This window comes from Streptomyces hydrogenans, from assembly GCF_014656075.1.
GTDB classification, from domain to species: domain Bacteria; phylum Actinomycetota; class Actinomycetes; order Streptomycetales; family Streptomycetaceae; genus Streptomyces; species Streptomyces hydrogenans.
The window spans coordinates 12431-28157 of sequence record NZ_BNBS01000032.1 but is presented as its reverse complement, the minus strand read 5'-3'; the positions used below and the strand labels follow the sequence as shown (position 1 = coordinate 28157).

Sequence of the window (15727 nt, the reverse complement as noted above, 5' to 3'; positions counted from 1 at the left end):
TGGCGGCTGGGGCTGTCCGGATGTGCGGGACGTGTCGGAAAGGGAAGATCCATATGGATGGACCCGGATGGGGCTGAATCGTGTGTGGGACAGTTCCCCGGGCGGGGCGGTGGAAACCGCCCCGTCCGGGAATCGGCGGTCCGTCAACTCCGCTTCATGCGGAACCAGTAGAAGCCGTGGCCGGCCAGCGTGAGCAGGTACGGCAGCTCGCCGACGGCCGGGAACTCCACCCCGCCGATCAGCTCCACCGGCCGCATCCCGGCGAAACGCCGCAGGTCCAGCTCGGTCGGCTGGGCGTGCCGCGAGAAGTTGTTCACGCAGAGGACGAGGTCGTTGCCGTCCTCCCTCAGGAACGCGAGCACCGCCGCGTTGGACGAGGGGAGTTCGGTGTACGTCCCGGTCCCGAAGGCACGGTTCTGCTTACGGATCTCGATCATCCGCTTCGTCCAGTGCAGCAGCGAGGACGGCGAGGCCATCCCCGCCTCCACATTGGTCACCTGGTAGCCGTGGACCGGGTCCATGATGGCCGGCAGGTAGAGACGCCCCGGGTCGCAGGAGGAGAAGCCCGCGTTCCGGTCCGGGGTCCACTGCATCGGGGTGCGGACCCCGTCCCGGTCGCCGAGCCAGATGTTGTCGCCCATGCCGATCTCGTCGCCGTAGTACAGCACCGGGGAGCCCGGCAGCGAGAACAGCAGCGCGGTGAACAGCTCCATCTGCTTGCGGTCGTTGTCGAGGAGCGGGGCCAGCCGCCGCCGGATGCCGATGTTGGCCCGCATCCGCGGGTCCTTGGCGTACTCGGCGTACATGTAGTCGCGTTCCTCGTCCGTGACCATTTCGAGGGTGAGCTCGTCGTGGTTGCGGAGGAAGATGCCCCACTGGCAGCCGGAGGGGATCTCCGGCGTCTTGGCCAGGATCTCCGACACCGGGTACCGGGACTCGCGGCGCACGGCCATGAAGATCCGCGGCATGACCGGGAAGTGGAAGGCCATGTGGCACTCGTCGCCGCCGGAGCGGAAGTCGCCGAAGTAGTCCACGACGTCCTCGGGCCACTGGTTGGCCTCGGCGAGCAGCACCGTGTCCGGGTAGTGGTCGTCGATCTCCTTGCGGACCTGCTTGAGGAAGGTGTGGGTGGCGGGCAGGTTCTCGCAGTTGGTGCCCTCCTCCTGGTACAGGTACGGCACCGCGTCCAGCCGGAAGCCGTCGATCCCCAGGTCCAGCCAGAACTTCAGCGCCGACAGGATCTCCTCCCGTACCGCCGGGTTCTCGTAGTTGAGGTCCGGCTGGTGCGAGAAGAAGCGGTGCCAGTAGTACTGCTTGCGGACCGGGTCGAAGGTCCAGTTGGAGGTCTCGGTGTCGACGAAGATGATCCTGGCGTCCGCGTACTGCTTGTCGTCGTCCGCCCAGACGTAGTAGTCGCCGTACGGGCCGTCCGGGTCGCGCCGCGACTCCTGGAACCACGGGTGCTGGTCGCTGGTGTGGTTCATGACGAAGTCGATGACCACGCGCATGCCACGCTGGTGGGCCGCGTCGACGAACTCCACGAAGTCGGCGAGGTCGCCGAACTCGGGGAGCACCGACGTGTAGTCGGCGACGTCGTAGCCCCCGTCCCGCAGCGGGGACTTGAAGAACGGCGGAAGCCAGAGGCAGTCCACGCCAAGCCACTGGAGGTAGTCCAGCTTGGACGTGATGCCCTTCAGGTCGCCGACGCCGTCGCCGTTGCTGTCCTGGAAGGAGCGGACGAGGACCTCGTAGAACACCGCCCGCTTGAACCAGTCGGGATCGCGGTCCTTGGCGGGGGTGTCCTCGAAGGTGTCGGGGACGGGCTCGTTGACAGTCGTCATGAGGTGGGTGACCCTCCGGTCTGCGGGGACGGTCGCAGGACGAGCACGTGCGCGGGCGTGACGCCCGGTTCCAGGCGCACGTAGGCGTTCCTGCCCCAGTGATAGGTGGCACCGGTGAGCTCGTCGCGCACCGGCACGGTCTCGTGCCAGTCGAGGCCGAGTTCCGGCATGTTCAACGAGACCGTCGCCTCCTGGGTGTGGTGCGGGTCGAGGTTGACGACCACCAGAACGGTGTTCGAACCCGACTTCTTCGCGTACGCGATCACCTGCGGGTTGTCGGTCTCGTGGAAGCTCAGGTTCCGCAGCCGGCGGAGCGCCGGGTGGCGGCGCCGGATCCGGTTCAGGGAGGTGATCAGCGGGCTGATCGAGGCGCCCGACCGCTCCGCCGACTCCCAGTCGCGCGGGCGCAGTTGGTACTTCTCCGAGTCCAGGTACTCCTCGCTGCCGGCGCGCAGCGGGGCGTTCTCGCACAGCTCGTACCCGGCGTAGATCCCCCAGGTCGGCGACAGCGTCGCCGCGAGCACCGCCCGCGCCTCGAAGGCCGGCCGGCCGCCCTGCTGGAGGTAGGCGTGCAGGATGTCGGGGGTGTTCACGAAGAGGTTGGGCCGCATCTGGGCGGCCACGTCCCCGGACAGCTCGGTCAGGTACTCGGTCAGCTCGTCCTTGGTGTTGCGCCAGGTGAAGTAGGTGTACGACTGCTGGAAGCCGATCGCGCCGAGCGTCCGCATCATCGCCGGCCGGGTGAACGCCTCCGCCAGGAAGATCACGTCCGGGTCCGCGCCGTTGATCTCCCCGATCACCCGCTCCCAGAACACCACCGGCTTGGTGTGCGGGTTGTCCACCCGGAAGATCCGCACCCCGTGGTCCATCCAGTGCCGCAGCACCCGCACGGTCTCGGCGACGATCCCGTCCATGTCGGCGTCGAACGCGATCGGGTAGATGTCCTGGTACTTCTTCGGCGGGTTCTCCGCGTAGGCGATCGAGCCGTCCGCGCGGTGGTGGAACCACTCCGGGTGCTTCTCCACCCACGGGTGGTCCGGCGAGCACTGGAGCGCGAAGTCCAGCGCGATCTCCAGACGCAGCTCACGGGCCCGGGCCACGAAGGCGTCGAAGTCCTCGATCGTGCCGAGGTCCGGGTGGATCGCGTCGTGCCCGCCCTCCGGCGAGCCGATCGCCCACGGCACGCCGACGTCGCTCGGGGAGGCCGACAGCGCGTTGTTGGGGCCCTTGCGGTGGGTCTCGCCGATCGGGTGCACCGGCGGCAGGTACACCACGTCGAAGCCCATCGCCGCGATGGCGGGAAGCCGTTCGGCGGCGGTGCGGAAGTTCCCCGGCACCGTCCGGCCCTTGACCTTCCGCACGCCCTCCGAGCGTGGGAAGAACTCGTACCAGGAGCCGTACAGCGCCCGCTCGCGCTCCACCCGGAGCGGGAACGCGGGTGACGCGGAGACCAGTTCGCGCAGCGGGTGCCGCTCCAGGGCCTCGGTCACGCGCGGCGCGAGCGCGGCGGCCAGGCGCGCGGCGGCCGGCCGGGACTCGTCGCGGAGCGCGTCCGCGACCGCGAGCACCGCCTCCCGTCCGCCGCCCTTCTTCGGGACGCCCTTGGCGGCCCGCTCGTGCAGCTCCGCGCCCTCGGCCAGGACGAGTTCGGAGTCGATCCCGGCCGGGATCTTGATCTTCGCCGCGTGGCGCCACGTCGCCAGCGGGTCGCTCCACGCCTCGACGGAGTACGTCCACAGACCCTCGGCGTCCGGGGTGACCTCGGCCCCCCAGCGGTCGGAGCCCTCGGCGAGCTCGCGCATCGGGGTCCACGGCCCCGGACGGCCGGTCGGGCCGGTGAGTACGACATTGGCGGCGACCGCGTCGTGGCCCTCGCGGAAGACGGTCGCCGACACCTCGAAGGTCTCGCCGGCCACCGCCTTCGCGGGGCGCCGGCCGCAGTCGACCAGCGGGCGGACGTCCAGTACGGGAATGCGTCCCATGAGCGGATTCACAGCATCACCTGACGGTTTGCGGGGGTGCGGGTGGTGGTGCGCTCTTTCTAGCCGCGCCGGAGGCCGGTGGGAGGCGGGCATCGCCGCGCCCCTCCGCGTTCACTCGGATGGCGGGCCCACAGGGATGAAGACGGGTACGGGGAGGAGGGATTCGGGGGTACCGGGGGAGCCTTCCCCAGCTTCTCGGGTGGGCAATCCGGCCCTTTGTTAACTACTAGGGCGTAGGGGATCGGACAAGGGCGGAGTCGGACGGCTTCGGGGGCGGGCGCGTACCCGGCGGGCGACGGGCGGTCCGGGCGGGGAACCCGGCCCGGCGCTCCGGTGCGCCCGGATCCGGTGTCCGGCTCGCTACGCTGACGCTCCGTCGTCACCGACCGCGGAAGGTGCGTGACCCCATGGACGCCGTCACCGCCCGGGCCGTCCTGCACTACGTGCTGGACGGCGGATGCCGGATCGCCGCCGCCGGCACCGCCCCCCTCGACCCCGAGGGCGGCGAACTGGTCCTGCTGCCCGCCGCCACCCGCCACCGGATCTCGCCCCTGCCCGTGGCGGGGGCCGCCCCGGCACCGGACGGTCCCCCGGCCCCGCCGGACGGCCGCCCCGTCCCGCCGGACGCCCCGACACCGGACGGCCGCCCCGTCCCGCCGGGCCGCCCGGCCCCGTCCGACCTGCCTGGCATGCCCGGCCCCACGAGCCCCCTCGGCCCCGCCGTCAGGATCCTCGCGCTCGACGGGCCCGGGCCGCCCGCGCGGCTGCTGAGCCTTCGCACCGGATACGACCGGCGGACCGTCCGGCCGCTCGTGTCCGCGCTCGCCAGCGCCGTGCTGCTCGACCGGGGCCGGGTCGAGGGGGCGCCGCTGCTGCGGGACACGCTCCGGCTGCTCGCCGCGCCCGGGCGGCGGGCCGGGCCCGGCGACCGGCTGCTCGCCCTGCGGGTGTTCGAGGCGGCGCTGGCCCTCGCCGCCGCCGCGCCGCGCCCCTCCGAGGCGGGGTACCCGCACCCCGGCATCGGCCGCAGCGTCGCCGCCATCGAGACCCGCTACGCCGAGCCGTGGACCGTGGACACGCTGGCCCGCGAGGCCGGGATGTCCCGCTCGTCCTTCACCGCCGCGTTCCGCGAGGCCGTCGGCACCTCGCCGGCCCGCCACCTGACGGCCCGGCGGATACGGGAGGCGGCCCGGCTGCTCGCGGAGACCGGGCTCCCCCAGTCGGCCGTCCCCGCGCGCGTCGGCTACCGCAGCCGGGTCGGCTTCCACCTCGCCTTCCGCACCGCCTACGGCACGACGCCGGGGGAGTACCGGGCCGCCTCGCCCCGGCGGGACCGCCGACCGCTCCGACGGCTCTGACGGATCTGATGTAATCGTCCCGGCGTCCAGGGGATGCGGCGCCGGGGACGGGGGCGGAGTTGCAAGCGCTTGATGCGGCTGATCCGCGACAGGTCGGGCGGTACCGGATCCTCGCCCGCCTGGGCGCGGGCGGAATGGGACGCGTCTACCTGGGGCGGTCCACCAGCGGCCGGATGGTCGCCGTGAAGGTGGTGCGCGCCGAACTCGCCGAAGACCCGGAGTTCCAGCGCCGGTTCGTCCGCGAGGTGGAGGCGGCCCGGCGGGTCACCGGCTTCTTCACCGCGGCCGTGGTCGACGCCGACCCCGCGGGCTCGCCCCCGTGGCTCGCCACCGCCTACGTGCCCGGGCCGTCCCTGGAGACGGCGGTGCGCACGCACGGGGCGTGGCCCCTGCGCTCGCTGCTCTACCTGGGGGCCGGCCTGGTCGAGGCCCTGGAGGCCATCCACGGCACGGGGCTGATCCACCGCGACCTGAAGCCGTCGAACGTGCTGCTCGCCGCCGACGGCCCCCGGGTGATCGACTTCGGGATCTCGATCATCGCCGAGTCGCACGTCCTGACGCAGGCGGGGATGGTGATCGGCACCCCGGGCTTCATGTCGCCCGAGCAGGTGGCGGGACACCCCGTCGGCCCCGCGAGCGACGTGTTCTCGCTGGGCGCGGTGCTGGCCTTCGCGGCCACGGGGACGGGGCCGTTCGGCACCGGCTCCGCGCACTCGGTGAACTTCCGCGCCGTCTACGGCGAACCCGACCTGCGCCTGCTGCCGCCGGGGACCGACTTCATCGGCCGGTGCCTGGAGAAGGATCCCGCGCGACGGCCCACCGTGCCGCAGCTCCTGGCGGAGTTCGCCGGGCTGCTCGGCGAGGGCGGCGGCCACACCTACGGGGGCGGGGCGGCGAACGAGACCGCCTGGCTGCCGCGGGCGGTGGCGGCGGCTCTCGGCGAAGCGGGTGCCGCGCCCGGACGCCCGGCCGACGCGGGCCCCGCGCCGCTGCCCGCGCCCACCCCGGCACCGGCCGCCCCCGCCGACACGCCGTCCCGGCCGGATCCCCGCGTCCCCCTCGCGAAGGACCCCGCCGCGCCGCCCGCGATGCCGGCCACCCCGCCGCCCGCGATGCCCGCCACGCCGCCGGCCGGGACGCCGGGCATGGCGCCGCCGCCCTTCGGCCCTCCGCCCGCGGGCAACCCCTACGCCGTCACGCCCCCCATCCCGTACCCCGCCGGTCCCGCCGGCGGTCCGGCCCGGGCGCCCGGCCGCTTCCGGGGGCGCCGGCTCGTGGCGATCGCCCTCGGCGTCGCCCTGGTGGCGGGCGGCGGCGTCACCGCCGTGATCCTCGCCCAGCAGGACGACCCGCCCGCGAACAAGGGGCAGGGCCAGGGGAAGACCGACGGCAAGAACGACGGCAAGGGCCAGGGGACCCCCACCTCCACCGGGGGCTTCAACGCCGCCGTCGGCAAGGTCGTCAACCCCTCCGACCGCAAGGGCGGCACCCTCCGCCTGGTCAGCGGGCAGGACGCCGACTCCTGGGACCCGGCCCGCTCCTACGCGGGATGGGTCTGGAACGTCCAGCGGCTCTACACCCGCACGCTGATGACCTACGCCGCCGAACCGGGCGAGAAGGGCCTCTCCGTGGTCCCGGACCTGGCCGCGGCGCAGCCCGAGGTGTCCGCCGACGGCCGGACCTACACGTTCAGGCTCAGACCCGGCCTCATGTTCGAGGACGGTACGCCGATCACCGCCGCGGACGTCAAGTACGGCATCGAGCGCGTCTTCGCGCCGGAGATCGTCGGCGGCCCCACGTACCTCGTCGACGTCCTGGACCAGAAGCAGAACTACCCGGGCCCGTACAAGGACACCGGGTCGTCGGGCCTGCGGTCCGTCGAGGCCGTGGACGACCTCACGCTCGTCTTCCGGCTGGCCGAGGCCGACTCCCGGTTCCCCTACCTGCTCACCATGGGCGCGACGGCCCCCGTGCCGCGACAGCGCGACGCCGCCGCCCGGTACGAGACCAGGCCGCTCTCCTCGGGCCCGTACCGGTTCGACTCGTACCAGCCGGGCCGGTCGCTGGTCCTCGTCCGCAACGAGCGGTGGGACCCCGCCACCGACCCGCTCCGCAAGGCCCTCCCGGACCGCGTCGAGCTGAACATCGCGGACACGGCGGCCAAGGTCGACGAGCAGCTGCTGGCCGGCACCGCCGACCTCGACGCCTCCCACGCCGGGCTGTCCCAGGAGACCGCCACCAGGGTGCTGGGCGACCCCGAGCTGAAGGCCGACGTGGACAACCCGTACAGCGGGTACCTCCGGATGGCCGCGCTGATCTCCGACGCCGCCCCGCTGAACAACGTGAACTGCCGCAAGGCGGTGGTGTACGCGGCCGGCACCGAGGCCCTGCGCACCGCGCGCGGCGGCCCGGCGTTCTCCTCGCTGCAGGGCAGCATGCTGCCCCCGACGGCGCGGGGCGCCGACTCCTACGACCCGTTCGGCCTGACCGGGGGGAAGCCCCGGCGGGAGGAGGCCGAGAAGGCGCTGCGGGCCTGCGGCAAGCCCGGCGGCTTCACCGTGAAGACCGCGCTGAACACCGGGAACGCCAAGGACACCCAGGCCGTCACCGCCCTCCAGAACGACCTGAAGGCCGTCGGCATCACGCTGGAGATCGAACGGTTCGACAACGTCCCGGCCTACTACACCGCGCTGGGCTCCCCCCGGATCCAGAAGGAGAAGGGGATCGGGATGCTCATGCTGGGCTGGGGGGCCGACTTCCCCACCGGCGCGGGCTTCCTCCAGCCCCTGGCCGACAGCGCCCTGACCAGGACCGACGGCAACAGCAACTACGCCCGGGTGAACGACGCCCGGATCGACGAACTGTTCGACCAGGCGTCCACCGAGACCGACGAGGCGGCGGCGACCCGGCTCTACCAGGAGATCAACCACCGGCTCACCGACGGGGCCTACTACCTGCCCGTCGTCGCCGAGAAGAACGTCAACTACCGCAACCCGCGGCTGACCAACGTCTACGTCCACGAGGCGTTCAACCTGGTCGACATCCAGGCCCTGGGCGTCGGCGAGAAGCCGTGACACCCCGGTGACGCCCCGGGTCCGGACCGCCCCGCGGCGGTCCGGACCCGCCGCACGCGCCCCCGGGCGCGCCGTCCGTGCCCCCGGCCGCCCCGCCCGGGAGCGGACGCACGCCCTACGCTCGGTGCGGCACGCCGGACGCCCAGCGTGGTGCGTCCGCTCCGTAGCGTCACCGGCCTGCGAAGGTGGGACACGTGAAGGCAATCCGTCGATTCACCGTGCGTCCTGTCCTCCCCGACCCCCTCCGACCCCTCGCCGCGCTGGCGCGCAACCTGCGCTGGTCCTGGCACGAACCGACCCGCGCCCTCTTCGACTCGCTCGCCCCCGAAGGGCTCCGGGGCGCCGACCCGGTGCGGGTCCTCGGCGCCCTGGAGGCCCCCCGGCTCGTCGCGCTCGCCGCCGACGCCGACTTCCTCGCCCGGCTCTCCGTCGCCGCCGAGGACCTCGACGGCTATCTGCGCAGGCCGCGCTGGTACCAGGAGCGCGGCTCCGGCGACGGGCCCGCCGCCCTCGCCTACTTCTCGCCCGAGTTCGGCGTCGCCGCCGCCCTGCCCCAGTACTCGGGCGGCCTCGGCATCCTCGCCGGCGACCACCTCAAGTCCGCCAGCGACCTCGGCGTCCCCCTCGTCGGCGTCGGACTGCTCTACCGCCACGGCTACTTCCGGCAGTCCCTCGGCCGCGACGGCTGGCAGCAGGAGCAGTACCCGGTCCTCGACCCCGGCGAGCTGCCCGTCACCCTGCTCCGCGAACCGGACGGCACCCCCGCCCGGATCACCCTCGCCCTGCCCGGCGGACGCAGCCTCCACGCCCAGTTGTGGATCGCCCAGGTCGGCCGGGTCCCGCTGCTGATGCTCGACTCGGACGTCGAGGAGAACGCCCCCGGCGAGCGGTCCGTCACCGACCGGCTCTACGGCGGCGGCAGCGAGCACCGGTTCCTCCAGGAGCTGCTGCTCGGCATCGGCGGCGTCCGCGCGGTCCGCACGTACACCCGGCTCACCGGCCACCCCGAGCCCGAGGTCTTCCACACCAACGAGGGCCACGCCGGCTTCCTCGGCCTGGAGCGGATCCGCGAACTCCAGGGCGAGGGGCTCGACTTCGACGCCGCCCTGGAGACCGTCCGGGCCGGCACCGTCTTCACCACCCACACCCCCGTCCCGGCCGGCATCGACCGCTTCGACCGGGCGCTGGTCGCCCGCCACCTCGGCGACGACGGTGCCCTGCCCGGCCTCGACACCGGCCGCGTCCTCGCGCTCGGCGACGAGACCCCGCTCGGCGGCGAGCCCGGTGTCTTCAACATGGCCGCCATGGGCCTGCGGCTCGCCCAGCGGGCCAACGGCGTCTCCACCCTGCACGGCGCCGTCAGCCGGGAGATGTTCGCCGGCCTCTGGCCCGGCTTCGACACCGGCGAGGTGCCGATCACCTCCATCACCAACGGCGTCCACGCCCCCACCTGGACCGCCCCCGAGGTCGGCCGGCTCGGCGCCGACGCGAGCGACGCCGAACTGTGGGAGCTGCGCCGCACCCTGCGCACCCGGCTCGTCACCGACGTCCGGGACCGGCTGCGGGCCTCCTGGCGGCAGCGCGGCGCCGCCGCCGCCGAACTCGGCTGGACCGACTCCGTCCTCGACCCCGACGTCCTCACCATCGGCTTCGCCCGCCGGGTCCCCTCCTACAAGCGGCTCACCCTGATGCTCCGCGACAAGGACCGGCTGCGCGCCCTGCTGCTCCACCCCGAGCGGCCGGTGCAGCTGGTCGTCGCCGGCAAGGCCCACCCGGCCGACGACGGCGGCAAGAAGCTCGTCCAGGAGCTGGTCCGCTTCGCCGACGACCCCCGGGTCCGGCACCGGATCGTCTTCCTGCCCGACTACGGCATGGAGATGGCCCGCGGCCTCTACCCCGGCTGCGACGTCTGGCTCAACAACCCGCTCCGCCCCCTGGAGGCCTGCGGCACCAGCGGCATGAAGGCCGCGCTCAACGGCTGTCTCAACCTCTCCGTCCTCGACGGCTGGTGGGACGAGTGGTACGAGCCCGAGTTCGGCTGGGCCATCCCCACCGCCGACGGGGCCGCCGCGGCCGACGAGGAGCGCCGCGACGACCTGGAGGCCGCCGCCCTCTACGAACTGATCGAGCGCCGGGTCGCCCCGCGCTTCTACGACCGCGGCGCCGACGGCGTCCCGGTCGCCTGGACCGCCATGGTCCGCCGCACCCTCGCCGACCTCGGCCCGAAGGTGCTCGCCGACCGGATGGTCCGCGAGTACGTCGAGCGGCTGTACGTCCCCGCCGCCGCGGCCCGCCGGGCGCTCACCCCGGACCGGGCCCGGGAGCTCGCTGCCTGGAAGGCTCGGGTCCGGGCGGCCTGGCCCGGCGTCGCGGTGGACCACGTGGAGATCGGCGACGACCTCGCCGAGGCCGGCGCCGAGCTGGGCGCCACCCCGGTGGTCCGGGTCCGGGTCGCGCTCGGCGGACTCTCCCCGGACGACGTCGAGGTGCAGGCCGTCACCGGCCGCGTCGACGCCGACGACACCCTCGCCGACACCCGCACCTCCGGGCTGAAACCGGCCGGCGGACCGGACCTGGAGGGCCGGCAGCCGTACGCGGGCACCCTGGAGCTCGACCGCACCGGCCCCTTCGGCTGCACCGTCCGCGTGCTGCCCGCCCATCCGCTGCTCGCCCACCCCGCCGAGCAGGGCCTCCTCGCCCTGCCGGAGGACCCGGCGGGCGAGGTCGCGGGGGTGATCCTCAGGTAGCCGGCCCCCGGGACCGCCCGCCCGCCACCGCGCGACGGCGACGCCCGCGACCGCACGACGGCCACGCCCCGACGGGCGTGGCCGTCCGCGCGCCCGGGGCCGCGCACGGCGACCCGCCGGGCCCGGGACCCCGCACGGTGCCGGACGCCGCCGGCCCGGGCGGGACCCGGCCTAGGCTGGAGCGCATGATCAGGGTGCTGCTGGCCGATGACGAGGCGATGATCCGTGCCGGGGTGCGGGCCATCCTCACCACCGACCCGGGGATCGAGGTGGTCGCCGAGGCCGGCGACGGCCACGAGGCCGTGGAGCTGGCCCGGCTGCACCGCCCCGACGTCGCCGTCCTCGACATCCGGATGCCCCGCCTGGACGGCCTCGGCGCCGCCGACGCGCTGCGCCACACCCTCCCGGACACGGCCGTCGTCATGCTCACCACCTTCTCCGAGGACGACTACATCGCCCGGGCCCTCGGCGGCGGCGTCGGCGGCTTCCTCCTCAAGTCCGGCGACCCGCGCGAACTGATCGCCGGGGTCGTCGCGGTCGCCGCCGTCGGCGCCGCCCTGTCGCCCACCGTCGCCCGCCGCGTCATCGACACCCTCGGCGGCGAGCGGCTGACCCGGGCCGCCGCCGCCCGCGACCGGCTCGCCCCGCTCACCGGCCGCGAGCGGGAGGTCGTCTCGCTGCTCGCCGCCGGCTGCTCCAACCAGGAGATCGCCGCCCGCATGTACGTCGTCGAGGGCACCGTCAAGGCCCACGTCAGCGCCGTCCTCGGCCGGCTCGGGCTGCGCAACCGCGTCCAGCTCGCGATCCTCGCCCACGAGGCCGGACTGGTCGGCGACGACCGCGGCGCCGGACCCGGCGGCCCCGGTGCCTGAGACCACCCGGGCCCGCCGCCGCCTCTTCGACCTGGCCCTGTGGCTGCTGCTCTGCGTCCCGGTGCTGCTCCGCTCGGACCCGAACGACGGCGGCTCCTGGCTCCAGGTCGCCGCCGGCGTCACCCTCCTCGGCGGCTGCGTGGCCGTCAGCCGCCGTCGGCCGCTGCTGCCGCTCGCGGCCACCGTCGCCGCGAGCCTGCCCGCAACCCTGGAGCTGTTCACCCCCTCGTACAGCCTCGCGCTCGTCGCCTTCGGCTATCTCGCCGGACGGCGCCAGGACCACACGCGCGGCTCGCTCTGGCTGTTCGGGACGGTGGCCGCCGTGGGGCTGCTGCTCACCCGGCTGACCGGCACCTCCCTCGGCCCCTGGTTCACGCTGCTGCTCGCCCTCGCGCTGGCGATCGTCGCGCCCTGGCTGGTCGGCCGGTACGTCCGGCAGTACGACCGGCTGGTGCGCAGCGGCTGGGAGCTGGCCGACCGGATGGAGCGCGAGCAGGCGGCCGTCGCCGACCGGGAGCGGCTGCGCGAGCGGTCGCGGATCGCCGGCGACATGCACGACTCCCTCGGCCACGACCTGGCGCTGATAGCGGTGCGGGCGGGCGCCCTGGAGGTGGATCCGGGACTCGGCGCCGAGCAGCAGCGGGCGGCGGGGGAGCTGCGCCGGGCGGCGGCGGAGGCGACCGAGCGGCTGCGGGACGTCATCGGGGTGCTGCGGGAGGAGGGCGCCGGGGCGCCGACGGCCCCGCCGGGCGAGACGGCCGGCGAGCTGGTGGACCGGGCCCGGGCCTCGGGGCTCGACGTGACGCTGTCCGGTGCCCCGCCGGAGCTGCCGGGGATGGCGGGCCGGGCGCTGTACCGGGTGGTGCAGGAGGGCCTGACGAACGCGGCGAAGCACGCCCCGGGCGCCGCCGTCGCGGTCGGGTTCCGGGAGGCGGGGCCGCGCGTGACGGTACGGGTGGAGAGCGGGCCCGGCACCGGGGGCGGGCCGCCCGCGTCCGGGGGCTCGGGGCTGGTCGGCCTGGACGAGCGGGTCCGGCTGGCCGGCGGCACCCTGACGCACGGCCCGGTGAGGGGCGGCGGTTTCGCCCTGGCGGCGGTGCTGCCGCGGCGGGTCCCGGCGGCGGTGCCGGCCGCGCCGACCTCGGCCCGGGAGCTGGACCGGGCCCGTCGGCGGGTCCGCGAGGACCTGGTGCGGGCGATCTGGATCCCGCTGGCGCTGCTGGCCGCGCTGGCGGTGCTGACGGCGGGCGTGGCGGTGTGGTCGCAGTCCCGTTCGTATCTGGAGCCCGACAACTACGCGCGGCTGCTGGTCGGCCAGACGTACGCGGAGATCGTGGAGGACCTGCCCGACCACGCCCTGGAGACGCCGCCGCGCGGGCTGCCGGCGGAGCCGGCCGGGGTGGACGACTGCCGCTACTACCGGGCGACGGTCTTCGCGGAGGTCCCGGTCTACCGGCTGTGCTTCGACGGCGGGCGGCTGGTCTCCGCGGACGAACTGCCGTGAGACGGGCGGACGCCCGGAGGGAAGGTTCCCTCCGGGCGTCCGCGGTGACTGCCTCGGGCCGTGCCTCCCGGGTTACGGGAAGGTCAGCTTGAAGCTGTTGATGTAGCCGGTGTCCGCGGACGCCTTGTCCTGGACGCGCAGCTTCCAGACGCCGTTGGCGACCTCGGAGGAGGCGTTCACGGTGTAGGTCTGCTGGATGTTGTCGGCGCTGCTGCCGGTCCGGTTGTGCAGGTTGTAGACCGAGCCGTCGGGGGCGATGAGGTCGACGACCAGGTCACCGATCCAGGTGTGGACGATGTCCACGCCGACGGAGAGGTTGCTGGGCGCGTTGCCCGTGACGCCGGAGACGGTCACGGAGGAGGTCACCGCGGCGCCGTTGTCCGGGACGGACACGTCGGCGGTGTTCTCGAAGACCTTGCCGGTGGGCGGCGTGGTGCCGGGGCGGGTGCCGACGTTCACGGCGGCCCAGGCGTGCTGGACGGCGAGCGCCTCGGGGCTGCCGGCGCCGTACAGCTCCTCGGCGACCGCGACCGTGCCGGTGCGGGCACCGGCGTAGTTGGTCGAGGAACCCCACTTGGTGGTGAGGGCCTTGAACCAGATCAGCCGGGCCTTGTCGATGCCGATGCCGGTGACGGGCAGGCCGTCGGAGGTCGGCGAGTCGTAGGTCACGCCGTTGACGGTCTTGACGCCGCTGCCCTCGGAGAGCAGGTAGAAGAAGTGGTTCGCCGGGCCCGAGGAGTAGTGGACGTCGATGGAGCCGATGCCCGAGTACCACGCGTCCTTGGACGAGCCGTCCTTGCTCGGCTTGTCCATGTAGCGGAGCGGGGTGCCGTTGCCGCGGATGTCGATCTTCTCGCCGACGAGGTAGTCGCCCTTGTCGTTGGCGTTGTTGGCGTAGAACTCGACGGCCGCCGCGAAGATGTCCGAGGTGGCCTCGTTGAGGCCGCCGGACTCGCCGCTGTAGACCAGGCCGGCGGTGTTGGAGGTGACGCCGTGCGTCATCTCGTGCGCGGCCACGTCGATGGAGGTGAGCGGCTTGCTGTTGCCCGTGCCGTCGCCGTAGGTCATGCAGAAGCAGGAGTCCTGCCAGAAGGCGTTGACGTAGGCGTTGCCGTAGTGGACCCGGGAGTAGGCGCCGACGCCGTCGCCGCGGATGCCGCTGCGGCCGTGGACGTTCTTGTAGTAGTCCCAGGTGAGGGCCGCGCCGTAGTGCGCGTCCGCGCCCGCGGTCTCCTTGTTGGCGGGGAGGCCGTTGCCCCACGTGTCCGTGGTGTTGGAGAACAGCGTCCCGGTGCCCGACGTACCGCCGTTGAGGTTGTACGTCTTGTGGTTGCCGCGGGTGGTGTCGGTCAGCGTGTACGAGGGCGCGGTGCCGAGCGTCACCTGGCCGCTGTACATGGTGTTGCCGACGCCGGTCTCGACGGCCTGCCACTCGTAGAGCTTCTCGCCGGTCTTCGCGTCCGTGACGACGTGCAGCTCGTTCGGGGTGCCGTCGTGCTGGAGGCCGCCGACGACGGTCTCGTACGCGAGGACGGGCGCGCCCTTGGCCATCCACACGACCTTGCGCGGGGCGCGGTCGGCGGCGGCCTTCTTCGAGCCGTCCGCGGCGGCGAGGCCGAGGGCCTGCTTCTCGGCGGCGGCCGGGGCGACGTCGGCGGTGAGGTCGACGTTCTTGAGCTCGGCGCGGCTGGACCGGCTGACTCCGGTCGTGGCGCCCGCCTTGGTCTCGGCGACGACCAGGTCGCCACCGAGGACCGGGAGGCCCGCGTAGGTGCGCTCGTAGCGCGTGTGGGTCGTGCCGTCGCGGTCCTGGACCACGTCACGGACGACGAGCTTCTCCTGGGCGCCGAGGCCCAGCTCCTTGGCCGTCTCGGCCTTGGAGGCGTCGGCGGCCTTGATCAGCGCGCCGCGCTCGGCGGGGGTGAGGTCGGCCGGCAGCTTGCCGGGGTTGACCTTGCCGGCGGCCGGGGCCGCGGGGGCGGCGGCGATGTCGGCGGAGGCGCTGCCGGCCTGGACGCCGACGGCGAGCATGGCGGCGGCGGCGACGAGGGCGCCGGTCGCGGTGGCGCGGCGGCTGGGCGTGGATCTCACGCGAACTCCTTTTGCGAGGGGGGTACCGAGCCGCTGGGTGGGCGGGCCGGGCGTTGCAAGCAGAGCGGTGACGCACGATCGGGTGAAGCGGCGAACGCGGTTGCGAGGAACCGGGGGAGAGACTGGCAGCTACCGCCGGTATCTGTCAGGAGCGCGTCAACAACTTGGCCGGAAGTCGTTCGCTGCGCGTACGGCGCTGTTCGTTAACCGGACGTTTCATCGATCATGGACGGGGTGTCACCCCCCGTTCGGCGTGCG

General features: G+C 73.9%; 8 protein-coding genes. 5 read left to right on the top strand and 3 right to left on the bottom strand.

Going from position 1 to position 15727, the window contains the following annotated elements:
• Positions 1–143: 143 nt before the first annotated feature.
• Together treS and IE321_RS15960 are read right to left on the bottom strand one after the other, a co-directional pair.
• Entirely contained in the window at positions 144–1841 is a 1698-nt protein-coding gene (gene treS / locus IE321_RS15965; RefSeq protein WP_190223377.1) for a maltose alpha-D-glucosyltransferase, read from the bottom strand.
• The gene (locus tag IE321_RS15960) at positions 1838–3823 is read right to left on the bottom strand and encodes an alpha-1,4-glucan--maltose-1-phosphate maltosyltransferase (protein WP_226651367.1); all 1986 of its coding nucleotides are present in this window, start codon (positions 3821–3823) and stop codon (positions 1838–1840) included. The genes treS and IE321_RS15960 overlap by 4 nt, the downstream gene beginning before the upstream one ends.
• A 407-nt stretch (positions 3824–4230) precedes the next feature.
• Here IE321_RS15960 and IE321_RS15955 point away from each other — a divergent pair, with 407 nt between their 5' ends.
• From IE321_RS15955 to IE321_RS15935, 5 genes are all read left to right on the top strand, one after another.
• The gene (locus tag IE321_RS15955) at positions 4231–5181 is read left to right on the top strand and encodes an AraC family transcriptional regulator (RefSeq protein ID WP_229916418.1); all 951 of its coding nucleotides are present in this window, start codon (positions 4231–4233) and stop codon (positions 5179–5181) included.
• Between the two features lie 59 nt (positions 5182–5240).
• On the top strand, positions 5241–8255 hold the full coding sequence (locus IE321_RS15950) for an ABC transporter substrate-binding protein (RefSeq protein WP_226651369.1): 3015 nt from the start codon (positions 5241–5243) through the stop codon (positions 8253–8255).
• A gap of 194 nt (positions 8256–8449) precedes the next feature.
• Entirely contained in the window at positions 8450–11002 is a 2553-nt protein-coding gene (glgP, locus tag IE321_RS15945) for an alpha-glucan family phosphorylase (RefSeq protein WP_043219820.1), read from the top strand.
• Positions 11003–11187: 185 nt separating this feature from the next.
• Positions 11188–11874, top strand: coding sequence for a response regulator transcription factor (locus tag IE321_RS15940; protein WP_190223374.1), 687 nt, complete (start codon positions 11188–11190; stop codon positions 11872–11874).
• A complete protein-coding gene (locus IE321_RS15935; protein WP_190223373.1) occupies positions 11867–13378 on the top strand; it encodes a sensor histidine kinase in 1512 nt (503 codons plus the stop codon). Before IE321_RS15940 ends, IE321_RS15935 begins: the two co-directional genes overlap by 8 nt.
• Before the next feature lie 72 nt (positions 13379–13450).
• Here IE321_RS15935 and IE321_RS15930 read toward each other — a convergent pair whose 3' ends face one another.
• A complete protein-coding gene (locus IE321_RS15930; protein WP_043219826.1) occupies positions 13451–15469 on the bottom strand; it encodes a M4 family metallopeptidase in 2019 nt (672 codons plus the stop codon).
• Between the last annotated feature and the right edge of the window lie 258 nt (positions 15470–15727).

What these genes read in the sequence shown, in the direction of transcription:
- IE321_RS15960 (WP_226651367.1), bottom strand. Translation starts at nt 3,823, where the DNA reads ATGGGACGCATTCCCGTACTGGACGTCCGCCCGCTGGTCGACTGCGGC.
- IE321_RS15940 (WP_190223374.1), top strand. Translation starts at nt 11,188, where the DNA reads ATGATCAGGGTGCTGCTGGCCGATGACGAGGCGATGATCCGTGCCGGG.
- treS (WP_190223377.1), bottom strand. Translation starts at nt 1,841, where the DNA reads ATGACGACTGTCAACGAGCCCGTCCCCGACACCTTCGAGGACACCCCC.
- IE321_RS15955 (WP_229916418.1), top strand. Translation starts at nt 4,231, where the DNA reads ATGGACGCCGTCACCGCCCGGGCCGTCCTGCACTACGTGCTGGACGGC.